Origin of the sequence: Syntrophomonas sp. UBA1041 (genome assembly GCF_002316705.1) — a bacterium.
Taxonomy (GTDB): domain Bacteria; phylum Bacillota; class Syntrophomonadia; order Syntrophomonadales; family Syntrophomonadaceae; genus DTU019.
This window is the reverse complement of sequence record NZ_DCEA01000001.1, coordinates 917-27006: the sequence shown is the minus strand read 5'-3', so window position 1 is coordinate 27006 and position 26090 is coordinate 917. Positions and strand designations below refer to the sequence as shown.

30 protein-coding genes are annotated in these 26090 nt (G+C 53.9%); all 30 read left to right on the top strand.

Annotated elements, in window-relative coordinates; translation table 11 throughout:
- The first annotated feature begins 157 nt into the window (after positions 1-157).
- Positions 158-1252 carry a DNA-processing protein DprA gene (gene dprA / locus B2633_RS00160; RefSeq protein ID WP_483168510.1) on the top strand — a complete coding sequence of 365 codons (1095 nt, stop codon included), beginning with the start codon at positions 158-160 and terminating at the stop codon, positions 1250-1252.
- A 28-nt stretch (positions 1253-1280) separates the two neighbouring features.
- Positions 1281-3350, top strand: coding sequence for a type I DNA topoisomerase (topA, locus tag B2633_RS00155; protein WP_483168509.1), 2070 nt, complete (start codon positions 1281-1283; stop codon positions 3348-3350).
- A 9-nt stretch (positions 3351-3359) separates the two neighbouring features.
- Positions 3360-4670: a methylenetetrahydrofolate--tRNA-(uracil(54)-C(5))-methyltransferase (FADH(2)-oxidizing) TrmFO gene (trmFO, locus tag B2633_RS00150; RefSeq protein ID WP_483168508.1), complete on the top strand. Its 1311-nt coding sequence runs from the start codon at positions 3360-3362 to the stop codon at positions 4668-4670.
- A gap of 56 nt (positions 4671-4726) precedes the next feature.
- Positions 4727-5635: a tyrosine recombinase XerC gene (gene xerC, locus B2633_RS00145; RefSeq protein ID WP_483168507.1), complete on the top strand. Its 909-nt coding sequence runs from the start codon at positions 4727-4729 to the stop codon at positions 5633-5635.
- Positions 5636-5637: 2 nt separating this feature from the next.
- A complete protein-coding gene (hslV, locus tag B2633_RS00140; RefSeq protein ID WP_483168506.1) occupies positions 5638-6171 on the top strand; it encodes an ATP-dependent protease subunit HslV in 534 nt (177 codons plus the stop codon).
- Positions 6172-6193: 22 nt separating this feature from the next.
- A complete protein-coding gene (gene hslU, locus B2633_RS00135) occupies positions 6194-7588 on the top strand; it encodes an ATP-dependent protease ATPase subunit HslU (protein WP_483168504.1) in 1395 nt (464 codons plus the stop codon).
- A gap of 12 nt (positions 7589-7600) precedes the next feature.
- A complete protein-coding gene (gene codY, locus B2633_RS00130) occupies positions 7601-8386 on the top strand; it encodes a GTP-sensing pleiotropic transcriptional regulator CodY (protein WP_483168503.1) in 786 nt (261 codons plus the stop codon).
- A gap of 241 nt (positions 8387-8627) precedes the next feature.
- Positions 8628-9077: a flagellar basal body rod protein FlgB gene (flgB, locus tag B2633_RS00125; protein ID WP_483168502.1), complete on the top strand. Its 450-nt coding sequence runs from the start codon at positions 8628-8630 to the stop codon at positions 9075-9077.
- 3 nt (positions 9078-9080) lie between these two features.
- Positions 9081-9539: a flagellar basal body rod protein FlgC gene (gene flgC / locus B2633_RS00120; protein ID WP_483168501.1), complete on the top strand. Its 459-nt coding sequence runs from the start codon at positions 9081-9083 to the stop codon at positions 9537-9539.
- Positions 9540-9553: 14 nt separating this feature from the next.
- On the top strand, positions 9554-9859 hold the full coding sequence (fliE, locus tag B2633_RS00115) for a flagellar hook-basal body complex protein FliE (RefSeq protein WP_481040108.1): 306 nt from the start codon (positions 9554-9556) through the stop codon (positions 9857-9859).
- A 24-nt stretch (positions 9860-9883) separates the two neighbouring features.
- Positions 9884-11500, top strand: coding sequence for a flagellar basal-body MS-ring/collar protein FliF (gene fliF / locus B2633_RS00110; RefSeq protein WP_483168500.1), 1617 nt, complete (start codon positions 9884-9886; stop codon positions 11498-11500).
- Positions 11501-11511: 11 nt separating this feature from the next.
- Entirely contained in the window at positions 11512-12522 is a 1011-nt protein-coding gene (gene fliG / locus B2633_RS00105; protein WP_483168561.1) for a flagellar motor switch protein FliG, read from the top strand.
- Positions 12515-13324, top strand: a complete 810-nt coding sequence (locus B2633_RS00100; RefSeq protein ID WP_483168499.1) for a FliH/SctL family protein — start codon at positions 12515-12517, stop codon at positions 13322-13324. Before fliG ends, B2633_RS00100 begins: the two co-directional genes overlap by 8 nt.
- Positions 13317-14645 (top strand): flagellar protein export ATPase FliI, encoded by a 1329-nt coding sequence (gene fliI, locus B2633_RS00095; RefSeq protein WP_483168498.1) that lies wholly within the window; start codon positions 13317-13319, stop codon positions 14643-14645. Before B2633_RS00100 ends, fliI begins: the two co-directional genes overlap by 8 nt.
- Before the next feature lie 3 nt (positions 14646-14648).
- Positions 14649-15101, top strand: coding sequence for a flagellar export protein FliJ (gene fliJ / locus B2633_RS00090; protein ID WP_483168497.1), 453 nt, complete (start codon positions 14649-14651; stop codon positions 15099-15101).
- 15 nt (positions 15102-15116) lie between these two features.
- Positions 15117-15689 (top strand): MotE family protein, encoded by a 573-nt coding sequence (locus B2633_RS00085; protein WP_483168496.1) that lies wholly within the window; start codon positions 15117-15119, stop codon positions 15687-15689.
- An 88-nt stretch (positions 15690-15777) separates the two neighbouring features.
- Positions 15778-17103 carry a flagellar hook-length control protein FliK gene (locus B2633_RS00080; RefSeq protein WP_483168495.1) on the top strand — a complete coding sequence of 442 codons (1326 nt, stop codon included), beginning with the start codon at positions 15778-15780 and terminating at the stop codon, positions 17101-17103.
- A gap of 11 nt (positions 17104-17114) precedes the next feature.
- The gene (locus tag B2633_RS00075) at positions 17115-17657 is read left to right on the top strand and encodes a flagellar hook capping FlgD N-terminal domain-containing protein (protein ID WP_481040094.1); all 543 of its coding nucleotides are present in this window, start codon (positions 17115-17117) and stop codon (positions 17655-17657) included.
- A complete protein-coding gene (locus B2633_RS00070; RefSeq protein WP_483168493.1) occupies positions 17650-18027 on the top strand; it encodes a TIGR02530 family flagellar biosynthesis protein in 378 nt (125 codons plus the stop codon). Before B2633_RS00075 ends, B2633_RS00070 begins: the two co-directional genes overlap by 8 nt.
- 82 nt (positions 18028-18109) lie before the next feature.
- Positions 18110-19498 (top strand): flagellar hook protein FlgE, encoded by a 1389-nt coding sequence (locus B2633_RS00065; protein ID WP_483168492.1) that lies wholly within the window; start codon positions 18110-18112, stop codon positions 19496-19498.
- 50 nt (positions 19499-19548) lie between these two features.
- Positions 19549-19743 carry a flagellar FlbD family protein gene (locus B2633_RS00060; protein WP_483168491.1) on the top strand — a complete coding sequence of 65 codons (195 nt, stop codon included), beginning with the start codon at positions 19549-19551 and terminating at the stop codon, positions 19741-19743.
- Positions 19744-19764: 21 nt separating this feature from the next.
- On the top strand, positions 19765-20229 hold the full coding sequence (locus B2633_RS00055) for a flagellar basal body-associated FliL family protein (RefSeq protein ID WP_483168490.1): 465 nt from the start codon (positions 19765-19767) through the stop codon (positions 20227-20229).
- Positions 20230-20258: 29 nt separating this feature from the next.
- Positions 20259-21251: a flagellar motor switch protein FliM gene (gene fliM, locus B2633_RS00050; protein WP_483168489.1), complete on the top strand. Its 993-nt coding sequence runs from the start codon at positions 20259-20261 to the stop codon at positions 21249-21251.
- Positions 21244-22398, top strand: coding sequence for a flagellar motor switch phosphatase FliY (fliY, locus tag B2633_RS00045; RefSeq protein ID WP_483168488.1), 1155 nt, complete (start codon positions 21244-21246; stop codon positions 22396-22398). Before fliM ends, fliY begins: the two co-directional genes overlap by 8 nt.
- A gap of 18 nt (positions 22399-22416) precedes the next feature.
- Complete coding sequence (locus B2633_RS00040; protein WP_483168486.1) at positions 22417-22782, top strand: response regulator; 366 nt, start codon at positions 22417-22419, stop codon at positions 22780-22782.
- Between the two features lie 41 nt (positions 22783-22823).
- Positions 22824-23393: a flagellar biosynthetic protein FliO gene (locus tag B2633_RS00035; protein WP_483168485.1), complete on the top strand. Its 570-nt coding sequence runs from the start codon at positions 22824-22826 to the stop codon at positions 23391-23393.
- 9 nt (positions 23394-23402) lie between these two features.
- On the top strand, positions 23403-24191 hold the full coding sequence (fliP, locus tag B2633_RS00030) for a flagellar type III secretion system pore protein FliP (protein WP_483168483.1): 789 nt from the start codon (positions 23403-23405) through the stop codon (positions 24189-24191).
- Between the two features lie 18 nt (positions 24192-24209).
- On the top strand, positions 24210-24482 hold the full coding sequence (gene fliQ, locus B2633_RS00025; protein ID WP_481040074.1) for a flagellar biosynthesis protein FliQ: 273 nt from the start codon (positions 24210-24212) through the stop codon (positions 24480-24482).
- Between the two features lie 13 nt (positions 24483-24495).
- Complete coding sequence (fliR, locus tag B2633_RS00020; protein WP_483168482.1) at positions 24496-25257, top strand: flagellar biosynthetic protein FliR; 762 nt, start codon at positions 24496-24498, stop codon at positions 25255-25257.
- Between the two features lie 5 nt (positions 25258-25262).
- Positions 25263-26090: EscU/YscU/HrcU family type III secretion system export apparatus switch protein (locus tag B2633_RS00015; protein ID WP_483168480.1), on the top strand; the 828-nt coding region annotated here is incomplete at its 3' end.

Here is a 26090-nt window from a genome sequence, read left to right as displayed (position 1 = left end):
CGCCGGCGATTTAAATCGTTAGGCAAATTCTGACCGTTTTGGATGCTTGGGGATTAAATGCTTGCAGTAAAAAAATTTTTATGTTATCAATGGCATTAGACTGGAAAATCGTACCTGTTCATCATGCCGGGCAAGAACCGAAAACGAGGCTTTGATTATGGAAAGAGCCGAAAAAGGCAGGCTGAGTATCCTGCACGGCACCCCGGGATTAGGCAATAAAACCCTGAGACGCATCATGGCAGAATATACTACCTGTGAGCCTTTTTACCGGGCTCCCAGGTCTGCTTTACAGAATTTTTTGCCGCCCGCTGTAGCCGATGCTTTTATAGAAAGGCGCCGCCGCCTGGATCCGCTGACGATAGGCAGCATGCTGGATAGCCAGGGGGTGGACATAATTTGGCCGGGCGAGAAACGTTATCCTTTTAGCCTCAGGCAGATACCCAACCCGCCGCAGCTGCTCTATTGCCGCGGCCGGGTGGAATTGATTCAGGGACAGTGTTTAGCGGTAGTAGGCTCGAGGAAGGCTACGCAGTACGGCCGCAAAGTGGCCCGGGAGTTGGCTCTAAAGCTGGCCGGGAGGGGATTGACCATTGTCAGCGGGCTGGCCCGGGGCATCGACAGTCAGGCTCATCTGGGCGCCCTCGAAGCCGGAGGAGCAACCGTCAGCGTGCTGGGAAGCGGTATCAATATCGTGTACCCGCGGGAAAACCAGGCCTTATACCAGCAAATCTGCAGTGAAGGATTGGTAATCAGTGAGTTTCCCTGGAGCACTCCGCCATTACCCAATCATTTCCCAATGAGAAACCGCATTATTTCCGGGCTTTCTCTGGGGGTTCTGGTAGTGGAAGCGCGAAAGCAGAGCGGGGCTTTGATCACCGCGGATTTTGCCCTGGAACAAGGCCGCGAGGTATTCGCTGTTCCCGGCCCTATCAGCAGCCTGCATAGCGCTGGAACCAATTCTTTGATAAAACAGGGGGCTAAACTGGTGACCTGTGTTGACGATGTTTTGGAGGAGTTTCCCGGTTGGGCCCCGGCAGAACCGGCTGCAGGCCTGGTGCAACCCGCTCTGCCCATTTATGAGGACACGGAAAACCTGGTGTTAATGCATATGGGGTTCGAGAAATGCCATCGCGATGAACTCTTGCGTTTGACCGGTTTGCAGCCCGGCGATTTAAGCTTGATCTTGCTAAAGCTGGAGCTAGAAGGTATAGTACAATCATTGCCGGGCAATTACTATGTAAAGATTGGCTAGTTTAACAAACACAGGAGAGGTGATATGATTGGCGGGTAGCACCCTGGTTATTGTGGAATCGGCCGCCAAGGCCAAAACATTGGGCAAATTCTTGGGGAAGACCTATAAAATAAAGGCTTCGGTAGGTCATATCAAAGATTTGCCCAAAAGTAAATTGGGAATTGATATTGAAAAATCGTTTGAACCCCAGTACATTACCATTCGGGGTAAAGGCGATATTTTGAAAGATATAAAAGATGAGTCCGCCAAAGCCGGCCGGGTTTTGCTGGCGACCGACCCCGACCGGGAAGGAGAAGCCATCGCCTGGCACCTGCAGAATGCCATGAAAATACCCGCCGGCAGCAAATGCCGCATCGAGTTTCATGAAATAACCAAGGATGCCGTAATGCAGGCCATTAAAAAATCACGCCCGGTAGATCTGGACCGGGTTAATGCCCAGCAGGCCCGGCGGGTCTTGGATCGCCTGGTGGGATACAATCTCAGCCCCTTGCTGTGGAGCAAGGTACGCAAGGGCCTGAGTGCGGGCCGGGTGCAATCGGTGGTAGTCAGGCTTATCTGTGAACGGGAAGAAGAAATCCAGCAATTTGTGAGTGAAGAATATTGGACCATCAATGCTGAGCTGACCGACAATAAAAAGCACACCATCATCGCTAAACTGAATTCATACCAGGACAATAAAATCGAAATCGGCAATGCCGAGCAGAAGGACCGGATCGTCGGCGACCTGGAACAGGCCTCCTTTTCAGTGGCCAAAATAGAGAAAAAGGAAAAACGCAAAAAACCCAGCCCGCCTTTCACCACCAGCACCATGCAGCAGGAAGCCAGCAAGCAGCTGAACTTCTATTCCAAGCGCACCATGAAGGTGGCCCAGGAGCTGTACGAAGGCCTGGAGATAGGAAAAGAGGGCACGGTGGGCCTGATCACCTATCTTAGAACTGACTCCACCCGCATTGCCGGCGTAGCTCAGGAGGAAGCCCTGCAGTTCATCGCCGCACAATACGGTTCCGCATATGCCCCTGTAAAGCCCAATGAATACAAAAGCAAAAAAGGCTCCCAGGATGCCCATGAGGCGATCCGCCCCACCATGGTGGCGCGCACCCCGGAAAGCGTTAAAAACAGCCTCACCCGCGACCAGTACCGGCTCTATAAATTGATCTGGGAGCGCTTTGTGGCCAGCCAGATGACCCCGGCGGTGTATGACAGTGTCACCATCGACATTAAAGGTGGGGACTACGGGCTTAGGGCCACCTCATCACAACTCAAATTCCCGGGCTATAAAAAGGTCTATAATGACCATGACGAAGAGGATATGGGGAAGCCATTGCCGGATTTAAACGAGAATCAGGCTTTAACCCTTAAAGGCCTTAACCCGGAACAGCATTTCACTCAGCCCCCGGCGCGTTTTACCGAGGCCAGCCTGGTGAAGTTCCTGGAAGACAATAACATTGGCCGCCCCAGCACTTATGCCCCCATCATCGATACCATTTTAAAGAGAAATTATGTGGAGAGGCAGAACCGGCAATTTGCCCCTACAGAACTGGGAGTCATCGTAGTTGACCTGTTGAAGGCCAATTTCCCCAAGATCATGGATGTCGATTTTACCGCCCACATGGAGGAAGAACTGGATCAGATTGAAGAGGGCAAGTTGGAGTGGCGCCGGGTGGTGGCGGATTTCTATGAACCGTTTGCGGAGGATTTGGAAAAGGCTAAAGAACTGATCGGCAAAGTGGAGATCAAGGATGAAGAAGCCGGCAAAGCCTGCCCGAAATGCGAACGCCCCCTTTTCATCAAACACGGGCGCTTCGGGAAATTCCTGGCCTGTTCCGGTTTCCCCGACTGCCGCCACACCGAATCCATTAATGAGGAAATCGGAGTGCTGTGTCCTTTGTGCGGCGGGAAAATCGTAGGCTTGAAGAGCAAAAAAGGCCGCCGCTTTTACGGCTGCAGCAATTACCCTGAATGCAAGTTGGTCTCCTGGCAGCAGCCTACCGGAGAATTATGCCCCCAGTGCGGGCAGGTTATGGTGGAAAAGGTCGGAGCCGACAAATCCAAACAGGCGGTATGCCAGAACCCGGAGTGCAAATACATCAAGAAATGAGGCCGGACGGTGCGGATTGACGTCATTGGCGGAGGCCTGGCCGGATGCGAGGCAGCCTATGCCTTGGCCCGGCAGGGCATCCCTGTCGTTATTTGGGAAATGAGGCCCGGCCTTAAAACCCCGGTTCATCAGAGCGGGGATCTGGCCGAATTGGTATGCAGCAATTCCTTAAAATCAGAACAGCCGGATACCGCCCAGGGTTTGCTCAAAAAAGAGATGAGAATCCTGGGTTCTCTGTTGCTGCCCTGCGCAGAGGCGGCCCGGGTTCCGGCCGGTTCGGCCCTGGCCGTTGACCGGGCCAAATTCAGCCGTCTGGTAAGCGAAAAGATAGCGGCCCATCCCCTGATAACGGTTGAGCGGCAGGAGATGCGCTCCATACCGGAGCGTCCCTGTATTATCGCTACCGGGCCCCTGACCTCAGAGGCCATGGCGGACGCGCTGCAGAAGATCAGCGGCGAGGAAAACCTCTATTTTTATGATGCGGTGGCTCCAACCGTTACCAGAGCCAGCCTGGACGAAAGCATAGTATTCAAAGCCTCCCGATATGGCAAGGGCAGCGCGGATTATTACAACTGTCCTATGAATAAGGAAGAATACCTGACATTTTACCGCGAACTGGTGGCGGCCGATGCCCTGGAGCCGCACGCCGCCGACCGGGGAATGGTGTTCGAAGGCTGTATGCCCATTGAGTTCATAGCCCACCGCGGGGTGGATACCCTGCGCTTTGGCCCCATGCGCCCGGTGGGACTCAATTCCCCTGCGGGCGGCCCGCGCCCTTATGCGGTGGTTCAGTTGCGCCAGGAGGATGAAGAGGGAAATTTATGGGGCTTGGTGGGCTTTCAAACCCGGCTGCGCTGGGGCGAGCAGGAGCGGGTCTTGCGTCTAATTCCCGGTCTTAAAAGGGCTGAATTTGTTCGCTACGGGGTGATGCATCGCAACACCTATGTCAACAGCCCCCGCTGCTTGAGTGCCGGCCTGCAGTTTAAATCCCGCCCCGGCTTGTTTTTAGCCGGACAGCTTACCGGCGTGGAAGGGTATATGGAATCTGCCGCCAGCGGTATCTGGGCAGGCTTAAGCCTGGGCCGCCGTCTTCAGGGGAAAGCAGCCCTGACGCTGCCGCAAACCACCATGCTGGGAGCTTTGATTCACCATATCACCACTGACAACCCCGGGAAGTTCCAGCCCATGAACGCTAATTTCGGCATCTTGCCCGGACTGCCCGAGGTAATTAAAGATAAAAAACAAAGAAATTTGGCCTATATGACTAGATCCTTGCAAGATTTGCATGAGTTTTCTGAATTGTTGCAAAACACATTGTAAAAGTCACCTAATTGTGCTAACATTTGTGCTTAGATAAGCAATTCAGGTGAAACCATATGATTTTGCGTTATATTGAAGAATTTTTAAACTATTTGCGGGTGGTAAAAAACGCCTCCAAACTGACCCTGGTCAGTTACCGCACCGATTTGGAACAATATTTTCAATTTTTGGCCCGACGGCATGGCGCCGATGTTGAGGACCTCGATCTGAATAAGATTGACCACAAGTCGGTGCGCGAATATCTGTCCGTCCTGCAGCAGCAAGGGATGCAGCGCTCAACTATGGCCAGAAAACTGGCAGCTTTGCGATCCTTCGTGCGCTACCTGTGCCGGGAGAACGTTTTGCCCAGCAATCCCATCGCCGCGGTGGCCACGCCCAAACAGGACCAGCGCCTGCCCAACTTCCTCTATCCCATCGAAGTCGCCCAGTTGATCGAAGCCCCTGATATCTCCAAACCATTGGGAATGCGAGACCGCGCCTTGCTGGAACTCTTATATGCCACCGGCATCCGGGTGTCTGAGCTGGTCGGCCTGAATGCTGCCGATCTCAACCGGCAGCAGGGCGTTATCAAGGTCGCCGGCAAAGGGGGCAAGGAGCGCATCGTTCCCCTGGGCAAACAGTCGGCCGAATTTCTAAGCCGCTACCTGAAGGTGCGGGAAAGCCTTTTGCACCAAAAAAAGAGCGCCAGCAGCGCCTTATTTTTAAACAGGTTTGGCCGGCAGTTATCGGTTCGGGGGGTAAGGAATATCATTAATAAATACGTGGATGCCCTGGCCATCAACATCAAAGTCAGCCCGCACACCCTGAGGCATACTTTTGCCACCCACCTGCTCAACCGGGGGGCCGATTTGCGCTCGGTGCAGGAACTGCTGGGGCACGTAAAATTGTCCACTACGCAGATATATACCCATTTGACCAAGGAAGACATTAAACGGGTTCATGACCGAACCCTGCCTAGGAGGTAAACATGTTTCAAGGCACAACTATCGTAGCAGTAAGAAAAGGCGGTAAAACCGCTATTGCCGGCGACGGTCAGGTTACCTTCGGCCAGAATACGGTTATGAAGCAGACCGCCAATAAGATTCGCCGTCTCTACGAGGGGCGCATCATATCCGGCTTTGCCGGTTCAGTCGCCGACGCTTTCACCCTTTTCACCCGCTTCGAAGAGAAACTGAAGCAAAGCGGCGGCAACCTTACCAAGGCCGGGGTTGAACTGGCCCGGGACTGGCGCAGTGACAAGGTGTTGAGAAAACTGGAGGCTTTGCTGATTGTCGCCGATCGGGAAAAGATGCTTTTGATTTCGGGAAATGGCGAATTGATCGAACCGGATGACGGGGTGACCGCCATAGGTTCCGGGGGGGCGTATGCCCTGGCGGCAGCCCGGGCTTTGGTGAGGCACACCGATATGGAGGCCGAAGAAATCGCGCGCCAGGCTCTTTCTATCGCGGCTGATATCTGTATATACACCAACCACCACATTACCGTGGAGACCATCGCATAGACTGGTCAGTTAGGAGGAAACCGTGCACAACCTTACCCCTAAAGAGATCGTTGCCGAATTGGATAAATACATCGTGGGCCAGAAAGAGGCCAAAAAGGCGGTGGCCATAGCTCTGCGCAACCGCTATCGCCGCAAACTGCTTAAGGCCGAATGGCAGGAAGAAATATATCCCAAAAATATCATTATGATAGGTCCTACCGGTGTGGGCAAGACTGAAATCGCCCGCCGCCTGGCCAAAATGGTAAAAGCCCCTTTTGTCAAAGTTGAAGCAACCAAATTCACTGAAGTGGGTTATGTAGGCCGGGATGTTGACTCAATGGTAAGGGATCTGGTGGAAACCGCCATTCGCATGGTGAAAGCCGAGAAAATGGAAGAGGTAGAGGACCGCGCCCGTATGCTGGCCGAGGAGCGCTTGGCGGAATGCCTCTTGCCGCGCAGGAAAAAGAGCCTGGCTGCCATAAACCCCCTGGAGTTGTTTTTGGGCGGCGCAGCCCAGCAGCAGCAGGCCCAGGATGAGGAGCAGGAGCCCAAATCGATGGAAGAACAGCGCCAGATTCTGCGGCAAAAGATTTCCCGCCTGGAAATGGAAGAAACGATAGTTGAAATTGAAGTTGAAGAAAAAAGCCCCTCTTTTCTCGAGGTTTTTTCTGGATCCGGGATGGGGGACATGGGGGTCAACCTCCAGGATATGTTCGGCAACCTCATGCCCGCCAAGCGCAAAAAGCGGAAAATGACGGTTGCGGAAGCCCGCAAGATATTGATCTATGAGGAAGCCGGGCGCTTGATCGACATGGATGAAGTATATCGCATCGCTATAAACCGGGCTGAGCAGGATGGCATCATCTTTCTCGATGAAATCGACAAGATAGCGGGCCGGGAAGGCGGTTACGGACCCGATGTGTCCCGGGGCGGCGTGCAGAGAGATATTCTGCCGGTGGTGGAAGGCTCCACTATCATGACCAAATACGGCGCGGTTAAGACCGATCACATGCTGTTTATCGCCGCCGGGGCCTTTCATGTCAGCAAACCTTCGGACCTGATCCCCGAGCTGCAGGGGCGCTTCCCCATCCGGGTGGAACTGCAGACCCTCAATAAAGAGGACTTGAAGCGCATCCTGACCGAACCCCATAATTCTTTGCTGAAGCAGTACACGGTGCTTCTGGCCACTGAAGAGGTGAAGATCGATTTCAGCCCGGAGGCCATTGATTACATCGCCGCCGTAGCCACCGAAGTGAATGACCGCACCGAGAACATCGGCGCCCGCCGCTTGCACACCATCATGGAAAAGGTCCTGGAGGATTTATTGTTCCACTCACCCTATATGCAGGGTCAGGCAATCGCTGTAGATCAGGCCTTTGTTAATCAGCGCCTGGAAAAAATAGTGCAGGATGAGGATTTGAGCAGATTTATATTGTAGGAGGTCATCTATATGGGCAGAACGCTTTTAGAGAAATCGCGCTCCATTAACAGGTCTCTGCAGAAAATCGGAGGCAACCCGGTCAATTTCTATGAGATCTGTGAAGTGCTTTCACTTAACCTGGAGTGCAGCGTCTTCATAGTGGGCCGCCGCGGACAGATCGCGGGATACGCCTTTCACCCCGATACCGCTTGTGCTGATATCCAAAAGCTGATTTACCATGCCGAGCGCTTCCCGGAGAGCTTTAACCAGGAGTTCACCAATATACAGGAGACCCAGACCAATGTGGTTCTGGAAAAGGGGCGCAAATGCATTTTTAACTACAACAACGGGGACTGTGAGTGTTCAGACCGCGTCTGGTCCATTACCCCGGTATTTGGAGGCGCCAAGCGCATCGGCACCTTGATACTGGTGCGGGATAACGCCAGTAAATTTACGGAAGAGGACATCGTCCTGGCCGAGTACGGGGCTATTGTGGTGGCCAATGAAATCATGCGCATGACCTCGGAGCGAGTAGAAGAGCAGGCCCGCAAGAAGGCCTCGGTGCAGATCGCCCTGGCCACACTGTCTTACTCGGAAAAAGGCGCCATCGAGCATATCATCGCCGAGTTGAACGGCACCGAAGGTTTGCTGGTAGCCAGCCGCATCGCGGATAAAGTGGGGATCACACGCTCGGTCATCGTGAGCGCCTTAAGGAAGTTCGAGAGCGCGGGGGTTATTGAGTCGCGCTCCCTGGGCATGAAAGGCACCTATATCAAGGTACTGAACGATTACCTTTTTGAGGAACTGAGAAAATAGTCCTGTAAGACCGGGAAACACAAGGGCTGGAGGTTGGGCTTCGACAAAAGTAAGCCTAATTTCCCAGTCCTTATTCTTTTTTTCTGCACCGGAAAAGCAAACCCCGCAAGGCATGGCTGCTAATTGTAATTTCTGAGTATATAACCAAGTCGTAAAACTTTTGTAAAATTACGGATTTATGTGATGTTTCTGCTAATAATTGCAGGAATTTTGTTGAGTCGAGTAGAAGCATTGCTTTAGCTTGGATAATACAAAAAGGGGTGATAAATTGCTCAGCCGGGTATTCAATTCAGGAACTCAGTCCCTATTAAATAGGGCAATGGACATCACCTGGCGTGCTAAAGAAGTCACGGCCGATAATATAGCTAACGTGGATACGCCGGGATTTAAACGCAGCGAGGTGCTCTTTGCCAAAAACATGCGCAAGGCCTGGCTTTTAGGACCCGGGGACAAACGGCTGACGACTACCGATCCCAGGCATATTCAAGGCCGGGCGGCGCGGACGGGCGCGTTGGATACTATAGTGGTCGATCAAATCACCGACTCATCCTACCGCAATGACGGCAACAACGTGGACATTGACGCGGAAATGGCGGGTTTGACTAAGAACAACCTCTTATACGAAGCCCTTAGTCAGAGCATGAGCAATGAGATTCGCTTGCTGCGCCTGGCCATTACCGGAAGGGGGTAAAACATGAGTTTTCTCGATGGCATCGACATCAGTGCCAGCGGTTTAACGGCCCAGAGATTGCGCTTGGACACCATTGCCAACAATATGGCCAATGCCGAGACCACCCGGGTCGCGGGGGGGACCGGGCCTTATCGCCGCCAGGTGGTTTTGTTCGAAGCCCGTCCTGGCAGCGCGGTGAAGGGCAGTTTTGCCGCTATATTAAAAAGCAGCCTGGAATCTGGCGGAGGCGGGGTCAGAGTAAGCGCGATTCATTCGCTCAATGATGATGAAGCCCCCTTCAAGAAGGTTTACGAGCCGGGTCATCCCGATGCGGATGAACAGGGCTATGTCACTTACCCCAATGTCAACATGGTTGAGGAAATGGTCAACATGATATCGGCCACCCGGGCTTATGAGGCGAATGCCAAGGTTATCGAAGCCACCCGGGCCATGGCCGCCCGGGCGTTGAACATCGGCAGATAGAGGAGTGATCCCTGATGGCCATAAACCCCATTGATCTGAATGTGTTATCTCCTGCGGCCGCCCCGGGCGAAGTCAGACCTCAGGCTGCCCCGGGACAGGGCGGCAGTTTCTGGAACAGCCTGCAAGAGGCCCTGGGCAGGGTGGACAGCCTGCAGCAGGAGGCCTCGCTGAGCGCGCAGCAATTAGCCCTGGGAAGTGAGGATTTTTTGCATAACACCATGATTGCCTATGAAAAAGCCAATCTGGCTTTGCAGCTTACCATTGAAATACGCAACCGCCTGGTAGAGTCCTATCAGGAAATCATGCGCATGCAGATGTAAACAGGCAGGGGAGAAAAAAGATAGATGGAAACCTTTTTGAACAGCGCCAGGCAGCTTGCCGCTGGCGCAAGAGGACTTTGGGCGGAGATGAGCCTGAACCGCAAAGTCCTCAGTGTCGGTTTAATCGCTTTAGTGATTTGTATTGCAGCCGTAGCCTGGGTGAATGTCACCCGGGTCGATTATGAACCGCTCTATACGCAACTTAGCGACAAGGACGCCGCAGCCATAGTAGCCAAATTAGGAGAACTGGGAACCCCATACCAGCTGGAGGACAACGGCCAGACCATACTGGTTCCCGCTGAAGCCAAGTACAATACCCGCCTGAAACTGGCCGAGCAAAACCTGCCCCAGGGTGAATCGGGTTTTGAACTTTTTCGGCAGAGTACCAATTTCGGCGAAACCCAGACCGATAAGCGGGTTAAATATCTGGAAGCCTTGCAAGGGGAACTGGCCCGCACCATCCAGCGCCTGGAAAAGGTAAAAGCCGCCAAGGTCAACCTGGCCCTCCCCGAGCAATCCTTATTTTCTGAACAGGACGAACCCGCCAAGGCTTCGGTAGTCATAAATACCGAGCCCGGCCAGAGCCTGAGTCCTCAAGAAGTCCAGGCGGTGACCAATCTGGTAGCCAACAGCGTAGAGCGGCTTACCGCCGAGAACGTGGTCATCGTCGACCAATACGGCACGCTCTTGTCAGATGTCCTGCCCCAGGAGAGCCTGGCGGCCTCATCACAGCTGCAGATGCAGATGGCTCTGAAAAAGGAATACGAAAAAGAAAAACAGACCGCCATTCAAACCATGCTGGACAAAACCCTGGGCATAGACAATGCCGTGGTTCGCGTCAACGCTGAACTCAACTTCAACGACCGTGAGGAGCGCACCGAGACCTACAATCATGATCCCGAAGGGGCCTTCATTCGCAGCGAGGAGATCATCAAAGAGTCCGGCACTACGCCTTCTGCTGCGGCGGCTCCGGGAACGGACAACAATATACCGCAATACACCGAGGTCGACAGCACTCAGGGATCTTATGACAAATCCCAGACTTCTCGCAATTACGAGATTGATAAAACTGAAACCGTCACCCGCTATGCTCCGGGCGAGGTCAAATACGATTACCTCACCATTTCGGTCCTGGTAAATAATGCGGCCACTCAGGGGCTGAAACTGGGGTCGACTGAAGCGGAAAAAATAAATACGGTTCGCAATATTGTGGCAACCGCCTGCGGACTGCGAGAAAATCGGGACAACGAGAATGTCAGCCTGGAAGAAAACATATCGGTGGCCTTTATCGATTTTCATCCCCAGCCTGTGCCGGAAGCAGCCGTCCCCGGTACGGTCGGCCAGCTGCTGAACAGCGGGTGGATGCCCTGGGCTCTGGCCGCAGCGGGCCTGCTGGCCTGTCTGGCAGTGTTTTTGAGCATGAGGGGCAAAAACAGGGTTCCACAGGTTGAAGCCGGCGTGCCCCTGAGCGGTTTCGAGGCGGTGGCGGACGAAGAAATCAGTCTGGAGAAGCTGATTGATAAAAACATGACGCCCGCCGACCGTGAAAGCCAGAAGATCAAAGAAGAGATCGACAAATTGGTGCAAAGCAATCCTGAAAATGCAGCCCAGGTAATCAAGTCCTGGCTGCTGGAAGGTTAGAGGTGAAAGCCATGGTAGCCAGAAAGACTTTAAGCGGCAGGCAGAAGGCTGCCAATTTTCTGATTTTTCTGGGTCCCGAAAAATCAGCTCAGATCTTCAAATATATGAGTGAAGAAGAAATAGAACAGTTGACCCTGGAAATCGCCAATATACGCCAGATATCTTCGGAACGCATGGACGAAATTTTTCGCGAGTTCTTTGAAATGTGCCTGGCCCGGCATTTCATCAGCCAGGGTGGCATCGCCTATGCCAAGGAGATCCTGGAAAAAGCTTACGGCGAAGAAAAGACGACTGAGATTATTTCGCGCATTTCGGCCTCTTTACAGGTCAGGCCGTTTGATTTCATGCGCAAAACCGAACCCGCCCAGCTGCTCAATTTTATCCAGGGCGAGCACCCCCAGACCATCGCCTTGATACTGGCTTATCTGGAGCCGGATAAAGCCTCCAGCATACTTGGCGCTCTGCCCCCGGAGCGTCAGGCCGAAGTGGCCAAGCGAATTGCCATCATGGATACCACTTCGCCGGAGATCATTAAAGAGGTGGAGAATGTCCTGGAGCGCAAACTGTCCACCATCGGCCCTCAGGAGCTGGCCAGCGCCGGCGGCGTCAGATCGGTGGTTCAGATCCTCAATCTGGTCGACAGAGGCACGGAAAAAACCATCATGGAGGCGCTGGAGGTTCAGGATCCGGAATTGGCCGAACAGATCAAGAAACTGATGTTTGTGTTTGAAGATATAGTCACGATTGATGACCGTTCCATTCAGCGCTTTCTGCGCGATGTGGAATCCCAAGACCTGTCTATGGCGCTCAAAGGCAGCAGTACCGAGGTATCCCACAAAATTTTCAGCAATATGTCCACCCGGGCTGCTGATATGTTGAAAGAAGATATTGAATTTATGGGGCCGGTCCGCTTGAGAGACGTTGAAGAAGCGCAGCAGCGCATTGTCAATGTGATTCGTCGCCTTGAAGAAACCGGAGAAATAGTGGTGGCCCGCGGCGGAGGAGATGAAATCATTGTCTAACATTATCAAAGGCAGTGCATTGCAGCGCTCCAATCCCAGGCTGATTGAGCTGGCGGGGATAGGTCTGTTGGAAACCGCCCCTCCCCAGACCCATTCAGCGGAAAGGCCCCGGGAGGAAGACCGGGAGCAGTTTGAGTACTTGCGGTTGGAAAGCCAGAAAGTCTTGCAGGAAACCGAAGCCATGATCGTTGACCTCCTGGAAAAAGCCCGGGAGGAGTCCGGGGCCATTATGGCGGCGGCCCGGGATGAAGCGGAGATCATGCAGATACAGGCTTCTCAAGCCGCCCATGAAATGAAAGAAAAGGCTCTTAAAGACGGCTACCGGGACGGGCTGGAGCAGGCCAGGCTGGAGACGGCCGCTTTAAAGGCCCGGGCCGAAGAAGAAAGCCGCTCCCTGGTGGAGAATGCCCGGGCGCAGAAGCTGCAAACCATACGGGACTGCGAAGCCGATATTTTGCGCCTATCTATGGCGATCGCCAGAAAGGTGGTGGCGGCAGAGCTGGCGACCAACCCCGACGTTATCCTCGGCGTGATTCGCGACGCCACCGCTTTGCTGGACAGTCCCGACAATATAACCGTGCACGTTAATCCCGCTGAATTGGACCAGGTGCTGGAGGAGATCGGATCAGGGCTATACAGCGACGCCAATCAAGGGATGATCCAAGTCAAGGCAGTGGCCGATCATCGCATCAGTGCGGGCGGGTGTACGTTGGAAAGCGAAGTGGGGATGATCGATGCCCGCCTGGAGACCCGTCTGGATAATATGGAACAGCTCCTGCGGGAAGTGAGCGGCGATGATTGACCGGGCAGTTTTCACCAGACATCTGCAAACCGTCGACAAGGCCCAGTTGTGTCTGGTCAAGGGCAGGATATCACAGGCCATCGGCCTTACGCTGGAAGCGGTTGGCCCGCGCTTGAGCCTGGGTGAGTTGTGTTTCATCCGCAGCAATTATGCTAATCATCCCCTAACTTCTGCGGAAGTGGTGGGATTCAAAAATGACCGCATCCTGCTGATGCCGCTGGGCGAAGTGGAAGGGATCGGCCCGGGGAGTGAATTGATCGCCACCGGCAAAACCCTGCAGGTAAAAGTGGGTATGGACTTGCAGGGCCGGGTCTTGGACGGTCTGGGGCAGCCCATCGACGGTAAAGGCCGAATCAAGGCAGAAGCCACCTATCCGGTCATGAATCAGCCCCCCAACCCCATGGAGAGATCCCGCATCAAGGAAGTCCTGCCGGTGGGGGTCAGGGCCATTGACGGGCTGAATACGGTGGGGCGCGGGCAGCGGATTGGCATCTTTGCCGGCAGCGGGGTGGGAAAAAGCACCTTGATCGGCATGACAGCGAGAAATACGGCGGCTGACATCATCGTCATCGCCCTGATCGGGGAGCGCGGCCGCGAGGTCAGGGAATTTTTGGAGAAGGACCTGGGAACGGAAGGGCTGGCCCGATCCGTGGTAGTAGTGGCCACCTCCGATCAACCGGCCCTGGTGCGGCTGAAAGGAGCCTTCGTGGCTACCAGCATAGCTGAATATTTCCGCGACCAGGGCCTTGACGTGCTTTTATTGATGGATTCTTTGACCCGTTTTGCGCTGGCGCAGCGTGAAGTAGGCCTGGCCATCGGTGAGCCGCCGGCCACCCGGGGCTTTACCCCCTCGGTTTTCGCGCTGCTGCCCAAACTCCTGGAGCGGGCCGGAACCGCGGCCCGGGGCAGTATAACCGGACTTTACTCGGTCCTGGTGGAGGGCGATGATATCAATGAGCCCATCACCGACGCGGTGAGGGGCATTGTGGACGGGCATATTGTTTTGAGCAGAAACATCGCTGCGCAGAATATCTACCCGGCTATTGATATACTGCAGAGTATCAGCCGGGTCATGATCGACCTGGTCGACGACCAGCACATGCGGGTGGCCAATTATTTTCGCAGTGTTCTGGCCACTTACGAGGAGGCCCGGGACTTAATCGACATCGGGGCCTATAAGGAAGGCGCCAACCCGCGCATAGACCGGGCCATAACCGTCATTGAGCAATGCCAGACCTTTTTGCGCCAGGATATTCATGAAGAGGCCCTATTCCCGGATACTTATACGGCCTTGCAAAATATCGCCGACAGGCAGGGATAAATAATGAAAGCTTTTGATTTTAGGCTGCAAACCAAACTGGATATCTCCACACTGCAGAAGGACATTGCCCGTGAGAACCTGCAGGCCAGCCTGCAGGTGCGCGATGAAATCGCCCAAGAGCTCAACCAGCTGGCAGACCGGGTGCAGGCCATTGAGAGCAGCATCAGGGAAACAAGCGACCCGGCCCCGTTTTCTTACCTGCTGGCCCGCCGCCAGTATCTGCCGGTTTTGCACATGCGCAAAAATGAGGTGCAAAGCCATTTGCACGAAGCGGAATCCGTAGTGGACACCATGCGCGTCAAGCTGTTCGAGCAGGCCCGGGAAACCAGCACCCTGGAAAAGCTGAAGCAGCGTCAATTTGAAGAATACCGGAAAGAAGCGCAGCAGCAAGAGCAAAAGGTCATAGATGAACTGGCCGTGGCGGGTCATTTTCGGAAAAATCTCAACAAGGTGTAAAGCAGGAGTCTGTCAATGACGAATAGTTTAAAGACAGTTAAATTATTGGGCCTGGGCCTACTGGTCTTGGCGGCCCTGTCGGCCGGCTGGTATTTTTTGGTCGCCCTGGGGGTCTTGACGGCTCCGCCGGCCCTGCAGAATCTGCCCGGGATGAGTCCGGCTTCAGGCGGGGAGAAAACTCCGGATAAAGGCAGCCCTGCCGAGCTGGTACAGCTGGAACAGAACCTGGCGGAACAGCAAGCCGAGATCAACGAGCTACAGGCCAGCCTGTCGGCCGCTGAGACCGCCCTTATGCAGAGCCAGGACAGTGAAGCCCGCTTAAAGGAAGAGGTAGCCCGCTTGAACCAGGAGGTCCTCAACCTGAAATCCGGGGCCGCGGCCAAAACGGCGGCTTATAAAGATATGGCGCCTTATTTCGCCAATATGAAGGCTAAAGATGCCGCCGACATCCTGTCCCGTTTAAAAGATGATGATATTATCGGCATTCTCTCCGCTATGGAAAAAGAAACCGCAGCCGAGATTCTGCCTTTTATGAATCGTGACCGGGCCGCCGCCGTTGCCTCCAAGATGCTGGTGACGGAGCCGTAAGCGTCGGGTGTGGGCGTAAGGTGTTTCAAATAGCGGCCGAGACGCCTTATTCCGACCCCTGAATCTGAAGAAAGGAGGTGAAAGTATATTGCAATGCAGCGTAAACCAGGTAGTAGCGGCCAAAGCGGAGAAGCCCGCTCCATCCGCAAGGAACAAAAGCGAAGCGGCTTCCGCTCAGCTTAATGGGAAAAGAGCCTTTAAGCATCAGCTCATGAAAGCCCGATCCCATAGCGATAAGCCCCGGCACAAGGCCGCAGAACCCAGGGCTTCAGAGCCGCAAACCGCATCAAGTCCCGCTGAGGCAATGGCCGCTCCGCTCCCGGACGGGGAGAGCTTGTGCGCCGATGCCCTGACCGTCCCGGATTCAGCCCCGGAGACAATCAACCCGGATGCGGGCGGTGAAGTACAGCAACCGGCTGAGGCATTGCCGGTCTTGCCCGCGGAGACGCCCGGCAAGATACAGGGCCGTGATGCTCAGCAGTCCGGCGCAGCGGGTGCAAGCGGTGCGGCAACAGCCAGTTCCGGCCCGGTTCAGACCGCCGCCCCTCTGGAAGGCGAAGAGTTCCTGAACAATTCCGGCGGTGCGGAGGCTGAAAGCCATAAAAACAGCGCGGCCGGGCATGATGGCAGGGAAAGGTTCAAAATGATGCTATTAAGTCATAAGAACCAGGTCCTGCTCAAGCTGAAAGTGCATCAGGATGTAGCCGCCCCCCAGGAAACAGCGGAGAGCAACCCGGGGCAGGCCAGGAAACTGCTGGATTTCGAGAGCCGCCGCCTCAACGCGGCCCAGCTGCCGGAGGGCATTACAACCTCCGCCGGGCATGCCGCGGTTTCAACCGAAGCGGATGCGGATCCCTCCCTGTTGGTAAACACCCGGGAAACCCCGGGCGCAACCCGGGTAATTATCGGCGCCCCGGACAATTCCGGCAAGGCTCTTCACAACCCGGCCCAAACCCAGGAGCTGTTCGATCAGATCGTGGAGCGGGCCAAACTGATGGTAAAACTGAGCAGTTCGGAGATGAATATCGATCTGAAACCGGATTCGCTGGGGAAATTGTCCATCAAAGTGCTGGTTGAAGACGGACTGGTCACGGCCCGGTTTATCACCGACAACCATCAGGTCAAGCAAATGCTGGAGTCAAACCTTACTCATCTGCGCCAGAACCTGGAAAACCAGGGGCTGAAAGTAGACCGCACCGAGGTTGAAGTACAGGTCGGCAATCAACAGGATTTCAGCGGCATGAGCGACTGGAACCGGGACAATTGGGGCAATCAGCGCAATTTAGGCCATCGTTCCAACCTGGACGGGGAGGAAGCCCTGCCGTTGGAAATGGAGACTGCGGGTATAGCAGGCCCGGAGATTGAAGCTCTTTATGGATACTCTGCTGACGGTGAGATGAACATATTGGTTTAGGAGGTGATCAGATGACAGTAGAAGCTACTGCGGCCGCAGCCAATAACACGGCTCAAACCGCCGCTAAATCCAATAAATCCATTATGGATAAAGACGACTTCCTCAAACTGCTGGTTACGGAATTGCGCTATCAGAATCCGCTTCAGCCCATGGAGGACAAGGAATTTATCTCACAGATGGCCACGTTCAGCTCGCTTGAACAGATGCAGAATCTGAACAGCACCATGACCGGCCTGGCCGACACCATCAATAACCGCTGGCTGCCCAGCATGATGATGCAGCAAGCCGGACAGATGGTGGGACGGGAGGTGGCCTACCTCTATCTGGATGAGAACGAAGAGCTGCAAAGCACGGTTGGCATCGTGGACTCGGTGATTATGCGCCAGGGCACTCCTTATCTGGTGATTCAAGGCCAGGAGGTGAGCATGGAGGCGGTGATTGAACTGGGTGGTTCGGTGGTAGGCATGGAAACCGCTTATTACAGCCAGATCCTGGACAAACTGGATCAGCTGCTGAAACAGCTCGGAGTCGAAACGGAGGAATCCCATGATTGAGGGTCCATTATTCCCAACCCAACCCATACAGCCGCTGGGTAAGAAAAACGTTCAGCCCGGTCCGGGCAAGACCGGCTCTGCGGGGTTTGAAAAGCTGTTGGAAAAAGAGATCGGCCGCGGGCTGAAATTTTCCAAGCATGCCCAGGAACGCCTGCAGTCGCGCAACATCCAATTGTCCAAAGAGGATGTGGACCGGATCCAGAACGCGGTTACCCAGGCTCGCCAAAAGGGCTCCCGGGATTCCCTGATCATAATGGATCGTCTCGCTCTGGTGGTCAGCGTCAAGAATAATACCGTGATAACCGCGGTGGATGATCAGAGCATCAAACAAAACGTATTTACCAACATTGACAGTGCAGTCATCATTTAGGGCTGGACCTCTCAGGAAGCCCTGGATGCGGAGCGATGGAAGCATCCACAAGTAACGCTCTTTAAAGGAGGTCATGAAAAACATGATGCGATCAATGTATTCGGGCGTGTCCGGTTTGAAAAACCATCAGACCCGAATGGACATAATAGGCAACAATATCGCCAACGTCAATACGGTGGGTTATAAGAAGAGCCGGGTGGTGTTCAAAGAGGCCTTATATCAGACCATGCGCGGCGCCTCATTGGCCACCGACGCCCGGGGCGGCACCAACCCCATGTCTATCGGCCTGGGGATGACCATAAGCAGTATCGACCAGATCCATACCCCGGCTCCGGCAACTGTAACCAATAAGTCTACAGATATGGCTATCGATGGCAGCGGCTATTTCATGCTCAGCAACGGCGGGCAGATATATTACAGCCGGGCCGGGAACTTCGACTTTGACACCATGGGCTACCTGGTCAGCACCAGCAATGGTTACCGGGTGCAGGGCTGGGTGGCGGACGCCAATGGAATCATCGATACTGTCCAGGCCGCCCGGAATATCGATATTTCAGCCTTTAGAACCATTGCCCCCAAAGCCACCGAAAACGTGGTCTTCTCAGGCAATTTAAATTCCACCCTCACCATTCCGCAAATCGCGGGCAGTGACATCGACCCCGCCGACGGCGGGCAGCACCCTGCAGCCGATAATGCGGTCATAACCTCGAAAACGGTTTACGATTCACTGGGGAATGAAGTGACTTTATATTTCAGGTTCTTCAAGCATGAGGTTGAGAGCGGTCCGCCCCCGGTAAGCGACTGGGCCTGTGATATATCGCTGGATCCGGAATTTGAGAATATGGAAGCTTACGATGATGCCGCCGATTTCGAAGCCCTGGACATTGCTGCCGGAGAGAGCCCTGCCGGCGGTACCCGCATGCTGCGCGTCTACAACCTGCAGTTTGACGAAGGCGGGGCTATCATCCTGCCTGAAGCCGCCCAACTGCAATTGACTGTGGACCGCTCCCAGGAGGGGGCCAATGACCTGGTGCTGGACATCGATTTCGGCGGTTTGACTCAATTCAACACCAAATCGTCCGCCTGGGTCGAACACCAGGACGGATATTCCATGGGCAGCCTGTCGAGCTATAGTGTCGGCATTGACGGCACCATACAGGGAGTCTATGACAACGGAGCCATCATGAACCTGGCCCGGGTGGCCCTGGCCAATTTCCAGAACCCCTCCGGACTGCTGCAGATGGGAAGCAACCTCTACCAGCAATCCAGTAACTCCGGGGACCCCTCTATCGGCGGGCCCGGTAGTCAGGGCATGGGCGCCATTCTGCCCAGCAGTCTGGAAATGTCCAATGTCGACCTATCGGAGGAGTTCACCGATATGATCATCACCCAGAGGGGTTTTCAGGCTAATTCCCGGGTGATAACCACCTCGGATGAGATGCTGCAAGAATTGGTCAATCTGAAGAGATAAGCCGCGGCTCCGGGGGCCAGGCCCCCGGAGCATATGACCAGAGGTGAGAAATGATATATTTAACCCGTTTAAACGGTGAAGTACTGTTGGTCAATATAGACCTTATCGAGTTGATGGAAGAGACGCCGGATACGGTCGTTACCTTAACCACCGGCCGCAAGCTGGTGGTCAAAGAAAGCGTCCGGCACATATCCGCCCAGATCATCAAGATAAAGCGCGCCATTTTCACTACATTAAAGAAATAGAACGGGCAAGGAGGAATTGCGATGGCGGAGGAAAACGGCCTGGAGAAAAAGGCCAAAACCGGGTTTGACGGCAAAATTATCATAATCGGGATGGTGTTTTTTCTAGTGGCGGTGGGCGCTTCCTATTTGATCATGGACCGCCTCCTGGCTCCGCTTATGCCGCCCAAGGCTGATAGCGCTGAAGTGAAAGTGGGAGCTTTGCTGTCGGTGGGAGAGTTCACCACCAATATCAATGACGTCAACGGAACCCGGTTTTTGAAGGTAGAGGTCACCATCGAGACCGACGAAAAGAAAAAAGAGGATGTCAATAAGAATATGGCGGTGATCAAAGATACCATTCTCAACACTTTTGCGGGCAAAACCGTGGCCGATCTGGATATCCGCAACCGCGACAATCTCAAAGCCGAGATAACCAGGCAGCTCAATGCCAAGCTGGGAGCCGAGGTAATAAGGAATGTGTATTTTACCAAATTCATCATGCAATAGCTGGAGCAGGCCTAAGGGGAGGGTCTTTTGTGAGTGAAGTTCTGTCGCAAAACGAAATTGACGCTTTGCTTTCAGCCTTGAGCAACGGGGCGGTCAATGCGGAGGAATTGAAAGAAGAGCAAAACCGTAAGCGCATCCGGGTTTATGACTTTCGCAGGCCCAGCAAATTCTCCAAGGATCAGATCCACACCCTGCAGGTCATTTACGATAACTACGCGCGCTCCCTGGGCACCTATTTATCGGCTCAACTGCGCACCCCGGTGCAGCTTGAGGTGCTGTCAGTGGAACAGTTGAGTTATGAAGAATTTATCCGTTCCATTCCCAACCCGACCATATTAAATATTTTTTCACTATATCCCCTGGAAGGCAATGCCATCATGGAGATCAATCCCAACCTGGGCTTTGCCTTCTTAGACCGCCTCCTGGGCGGACCGGGCAGCACCCTTCCCAAGGTCAGAGGTTTGACCGAAATCGAGCAGAGCGTTATAGAACGCATTGTTCAACGCATGTTGGATTATTTTGAAGAACCCTGGGGAGGGATCATCGAGCTGCGTCCATCCCTGGAAAGAATGGAAACCAACCCCCAGTTTACGCAGCTGGTGTCTCCGGCGGAAATAATGATGATGGTTTCCCTGGAAGCCCGTATGGGAAATGTGATGGGCATGATCAACATCTGCATACCATTTCTGGTTTTGGAACCTATTATGGATCGCTTGAGTGTGCATTATTACTACTCCACCAGCACCAAATCCAGAAGCCCGGAGAATGTCGCTGCCATTCAACAAAAGCTGGAAAACACTTTCATTCCCGTTAAAGTGGTCCTGGGGAGAACCACCATCACAGTAGGGGATCTGTTGGAACTGGGTATAGGCGACGTGATCTCCCTGGAGCGCAATATCAAAGAACCTCTGGAAGTGGCGATTGGCCAAAAAACCAAATTCCTGGCCAAACCCGGCATCTATGAAAGTCGTAACGCAGTGCAAGTTTCCCAGGTGATGAAGGAGGGAAATGACGATGAATAACGGAATTCTGTCCCAGCAGGAAATCGATGCTCTCCTGGCGGGCGGGAATAAAAAAAGCGGCCAGAATACGGCCGAATTGATCACAGAATTTGAACGCGACACTTTGGGGGAAATCGGCAATATCTCCATGGGCACCTCAGCGACTATACTGTCGACTCTGCTGCACCGCAAGGTAGCCATCACCACCCCCGAGGTTAAAGTAATCAGCCGCGAGCAATTGCGCTCTGATTTCCCCATGCCTTATGTGATCGTGGAAGTGCAGTACCGCGAAGGTCTGCACGGCGCCAACGTGTTTGTGGTTAAAACCGAGGATGCCGGTATGATCGCCGATCTCATGATGGGCATGGAACCCCGCGCGGGGCGCAGCAGTCTCAGTGAAATCGAGTTAAGCGCGGTTGGAGAGGCTATGAACCAGATGATGGGTTCAGCCACTACCAGCCTGTCCACCATGTTCAACACCCGTATTGATATTTCCCCGCCCTTGCTGACGGTGGTCAACCTGGGGGAAGAAAAACTGGGTTTACACAGCATGTTTGAGGAACTGGTTACCATCAAATTCCAGATGAAGATAGAAAACCTTCTGGAAAGTGAGATCATGCAGATCACCCCCATCGAAGCGGTCAAACATATGATGGAAATGCTGACCGGTGACAGCTGCCCGTCAGAATCTCAGCAAACGGACAGTTCATTGCCAGAGCCGGAGACGGATGATCATTTTGAACAGCTGGAAGCCGCACTGGCCCGGGACAGTCTGGGGACTGACCGCCCGGCCGGTCCTGAGACGGCGTTTGCGGCTGAACCGCCCCCGCCGAAGCCAACCCCGGCATCCCTGACGGTGCAGCCGGTACAGTTTGCTTCTCTGCACGAATTTCCTCTGGGTTCCATGCCCCAGAACATCGGCCTTATCATGGATGTTCCCCTGGATGTATCGGTGGAGCTGGGCAAGGCCCGCAAGACCATCAAAGAGGTTCTGGAACTGCAGCAGGGGTCTATCATTCAGCTTGACAAAATGGCCGGGGAACCGGTTGACTTGCTTGTCAATGGCAAGCTCATCGCCAGGGGCGAGGTGGTGGTCATTGATGAAAACTATGGGATCAGAATAACCGCGATCATTAGTCCCATTGACCGGGTTAATAAACTTCAATAACAGGCGAGGAGGCTCACTATGTCAAAAAACGTGTTGATTGTGGACGATGCCGCTTTTATGAGGATGATGATCAAAGACATCCTGACCAAGAACGGCTATGCGGTAATCGGGGAGGCGGAAAACGGGATAACCGCCCTGGAGAAATACAAAGATCTTAAGCCCGATCTGGTCACTATGGACATCACCATGCCGGAGATGGACGGCATTGCCGCGGTAAAAATGATCAGAGCCTTTGATTCCCAAGCCCGTATTATCATGTGCAGCGCTATGGGGCAGCAGGCCATGGTGATCGATGCCATTCAGGCCGGGGCCATTGATTTTATCGTCAAACCCTTTCAGCCCGAACGAGTGCTGGAAGCGGTGGGCAAGGCTTTTAACCAGTGATGCTAAGGCTTAAAACCGGAAAAAACGCAGGCCGGTGCCTATTGATCATTTTGCTGGCCCTGTCTTTCCTACAGCTGTCAGCTCCTATTACCGGGGCGGTAGACGACATCGGGGCCGTGCAGGAGGAACTTGACAAGGGGCAGGAAAATGCCCCGCAGCAGAATAACCTGTGGTGGGAATTCGTCAAACTGGTGTTTTTCCTTCTGCTTTTGATCGCCGCCTCGGGCTGGGTGATCCGTTATCTGGGCCAAAACGCCAGGGCGCGATCGCAGGGCGTTTACGTCCATATCGTGGACGAAGTCATCCTGGGCCAGAACCGGGGCATAGCACTCTGCGAAGTGGGGGGCAAGCTCTACGCTCTGGGTATCACCGAACACCACATCAACCTGTTGTTTGAGACTGACAATGCCAAGCTGCTGGAAGAGATCAGTCAGGAGCCTCTGTCAGACCGTCAAACCCAGCCGGGACCGTTGGCGAAGATATTGGGACAGACTTTGCCCCCCGGAAGCCGCCCGGGGAGTTCCAATAATCAGTTCAGCCAGTTGATGGCCGAACAGGCGCGCCGTTTACAGGATATGATTTCCAACCACGCCGAGAAGGGATCCAAGTGAAAAGCAGTGATGATTGTGAGTAACAGGACCAGAAAATTATTATATGCCTCAGCGGCGGTGAGTCTGGCAGCCGCCCTTGTGATGTGGTTCGCCCAGCCGGCGCTGGCCGAGCCCATACAGCTGCCTGATATCGACCTGCAGATCGGCGGGGGGGATCCGGCCGACCCGCAGGGATTATCATCGGCCCTGCAGCTGGTTATGCTTTTGACCGTGCTTTCTCTGGCTCCGGCCATATTGATCATGCTGACCTCCTTTACCCGCATCATAGTGGTATTGTCCTTTGTGCGCAGTTCGCTGGCCACGCAGCAGATGCCGCCCAATCAGATCCTGATTGGCCTGGCTTTATTTTTGACCTTTTTTGTGATGGCTCCGGTATTGCAGGAGGTTAACAACAATGCCCTGCAGCCCTTCATGAAAGGGGAGATTGACCAGCAGACCGCCTTCACCCAGGGTATGGATCCACTGCGCAGCTTTATGTTTAAACAGACCCGGGAAAAGGACCTGGCTCTGTTTGTCAGCCTTTCCCAAATGGAGCGGCCCCGCAATTTCAGCGATATACCCAATTATGTCCTGATTCCGTCCTTTATCATCAGTGAATTGAAAACCGCTTTCCAGATCGGCTTCATTATTTTTATACCTTTTCTGGTGATCGATATGGTGGTTGCCAGCGCTTTGATGTCTATGGGCATGATGATGCTGCCCCCGATGATGATCTCCCTGCCCTTTAAGATATTGCTGTTCATCCTGGTTGACGGGTGGGATCTGGTGATTCAGTCACTGGTATTGAGTTTCAAATAAATGGGAGGTCCTTAAAAAGTGTACGAAGACATTGTACTGGGGATTGCCAATGAAGCTGTGTTGACCGTCTTGCTTATATCAGCACCCATTCTCGGCGCAGCCTTATTGACCGGTTTATTAATCAGCATACTGCAGGCTACCACCCAGATTCAGGAAATGACCCTGGTGTTTGTGCCTAAAATTGTAGTGGTCTTGCTGGTGGTGCTCATCTTCGGCCCCTGGATGCTCAATATTCTGGTGAGTTTCACCCATAATTTGCTGACGGCCATTCCCCAGATGGTGACCATCTAGAAAGAGGGGTTCTATGGGATTTACCGCCCTTGGCTTTCTCCTGGTTCTGGCCAGAATATCCGGCTTGTTTCTGAGCGCTCCCATCTTCAGCAGCAGGCAAATGCCGGGGCAGGTTAAAATTCTCCTGGTCCTGGCCCTGGCCGGCATGATGGCCTACTTTCTACCCGTTGCCTCCGGGGTGGAGATCGCCAACCCGCTGTATATGATGGCGGCGGTGGTCCTGGAGATCCTGGTGGGCTATACAATTGGCCTGGTTGCTTATATGCTCTTTGCCGGAATCCAAACCGCCGGCCAATTGATGGATATGCAGATGGGCTTTGCCATTGTCAATGTAATTGATCCCCAATCGGGAATGCAGATTCCCCTGATGGGCAACCTGACCCAGACCGTAGCCCTGTTGTTCTATCTGGCGGTCAATGGCCACCACTATCTGCTGCAGGCAGTGGCCCAGAGTTACCAGGTGATCCCGGTTTTGGGACTGAAACTGGGCAGCGGATTCTATCAAAGCCTGTTTTCCATCGGTGCGGAAATGTTTGTGATCGCCTTGAAAGTGGCCGCGCCTCTGGTGGTGGCCATACTCATCACTGATGTGGCCATGGGATTCATCGCCCGGACCGTGCCGCAGATGAATGTATTCATCGTGGGGCTGCCCTTAAAGATCCTGATCGGGCTGGGCTGTTTGCTGGTGATGCTGCCGGTATATCTGTGGGTATTTGACCTGCTTTTCTCCAGGTTTTTCGGCTATATTGACGGAATCATGGCTTTGATGAGGTAACTGACATGGATGAACGGCTTGCCGGGTATCGCTTTAACCTCCAGCTTTTTGCAGAAGATCAGGGCAGCGGGGAAAGGACGGAACCGGCCACCCCCAAAAAAAGGGAAGAGGCCCGGCAAAAAGGCCAGGTATTCAAGAGCAGCGACCTGAATGCGGCAGTCATCCTGGCGGTAGGAACGGTGGTTACCTTCGCCACTCTGCCTCATATGGTCTCCACCTTGCAACACTTTACCGCCACCTATCTGCTGGACCGGGGCTGGTATGAGTTTACCCCGGAGTATGCCCGGTTCCTGCTGGGAGAAGTGGTGCTGGTCCTGGCCCGGTTATGTTTGCCCATAATGGGAGCTACCTTTTTAGCGGCCCTGCTGGTTTCTTATATGCAGGTGGGATTCGTGTTCAGCGCTGAACCCTTATCTCCCAAGCCGGATCGCATCAACCCTTTGTCCGGATTCAAGCGCATCTTCTCCAAACGCGCCCTGGTGGAATTCGGCAAGTCGATGGCCAAGGTGGTTATCGTAGGCTGGATCGTATATACCACCATCAAGACGCAGTTTGACCTGTTTCCGCGTTTTGTGGATATGGACCCCCTGGCCATAGTGAAAATGCTCAGCAATATGATATTTGAGTTGGCTTTAAAAGTCGGCCTGGTGCTTATAATTATCGGGGTTATGGATTATTTCTACCAGTGGTATGAGTACGAACAGTCCTTGAAAATGAGCAAATATGACATCCGGCAGGAATACAAACAGAGCGAGGGCGATCCTCAGCTCAAGGCCCGGCAGAAGCAGATTCAGCGCGAATACGCCATGCGCCGGATGATGGCCGAGGTCCCT

Coding starts and splice junctions, on each gene's coding strand:
- xerC (WP_483168507.1), top strand. CDS start 4,727: ATGATTTTGCGTTATATTGAAGAATTTTTAAACTATTTGCGGGTGGTA.
- B2633_RS00070 (WP_483168493.1), top strand. CDS start 17,650: ATGATTGAGGGTCCATTATTCCCAACCCAACCCATACAGCCGCTGGGT.
- B2633_RS00060 (WP_483168491.1), top strand. CDS start 19,549: ATGATATATTTAACCCGTTTAAACGGTGAAGTACTGTTGGTCAATATA.
- hslV (WP_483168506.1), top strand. CDS start 5,638: ATGTTTCAAGGCACAACTATCGTAGCAGTAAGAAAAGGCGGTAAAACC.
- fliI (WP_483168498.1), top strand. CDS start 13,317: ATGATTGACCGGGCAGTTTTCACCAGACATCTGCAAACCGTCGACAAG.
- B2633_RS00055 (WP_483168490.1), top strand. CDS start 19,765: ATGGCGGAGGAAAACGGCCTGGAGAAAAAGGCCAAAACCGGGTTTGAC.
- codY (WP_483168503.1), top strand. CDS start 7,601: ATGGGCAGAACGCTTTTAGAGAAATCGCGCTCCATTAACAGGTCTCTG.
- fliF (WP_483168500.1), top strand. CDS start 9,884: ATGGAAACCTTTTTGAACAGCGCCAGGCAGCTTGCCGCTGGCGCAAGA.
- flgC (WP_483168501.1), top strand. CDS start 9,081: ATGAGTTTTCTCGATGGCATCGACATCAGTGCCAGCGGTTTAACGGCC.
- fliE (WP_481040108.1), top strand. CDS start 9,554: ATGGCCATAAACCCCATTGATCTGAATGTGTTATCTCCTGCGGCCGCC.
- fliG (WP_483168561.1), top strand. CDS start 11,512: ATGGTAGCCAGAAAGACTTTAAGCGGCAGGCAGAAGGCTGCCAATTTT.
- fliR (WP_483168482.1), top strand. CDS start 24,496: ATGGGATTTACCGCCCTTGGCTTTCTCCTGGTTCTGGCCAGAATATCC.
- B2633_RS00085 (WP_483168496.1), top strand. CDS start 15,117: ATGACGAATAGTTTAAAGACAGTTAAATTATTGGGCCTGGGCCTACTG.
- dprA (WP_483168510.1), top strand. CDS start 158: ATGGAAAGAGCCGAAAAAGGCAGGCTGAGTATCCTGCACGGCACCCCG.
- B2633_RS00040 (WP_483168486.1), top strand. CDS start 22,417: ATGTCAAAAAACGTGTTGATTGTGGACGATGCCGCTTTTATGAGGATG.
- B2633_RS00075 (WP_481040094.1), top strand. CDS start 17,115: ATGACAGTAGAAGCTACTGCGGCCGCAGCCAATAACACGGCTCAAACC.
- fliY (WP_483168488.1), top strand. CDS start 21,244: ATGAATAACGGAATTCTGTCCCAGCAGGAAATCGATGCTCTCCTGGCG.
- fliJ (WP_483168497.1), top strand. CDS start 14,649: ATGAAAGCTTTTGATTTTAGGCTGCAAACCAAACTGGATATCTCCACA.
- fliP (WP_483168483.1), top strand. CDS start 23,403: ATGATTGTGAGTAACAGGACCAGAAAATTATTATATGCCTCAGCGGCG.
- B2633_RS00065 (WP_483168492.1), top strand. CDS start 18,110: ATGATGCGATCAATGTATTCGGGCGTGTCCGGTTTGAAAAACCATCAG.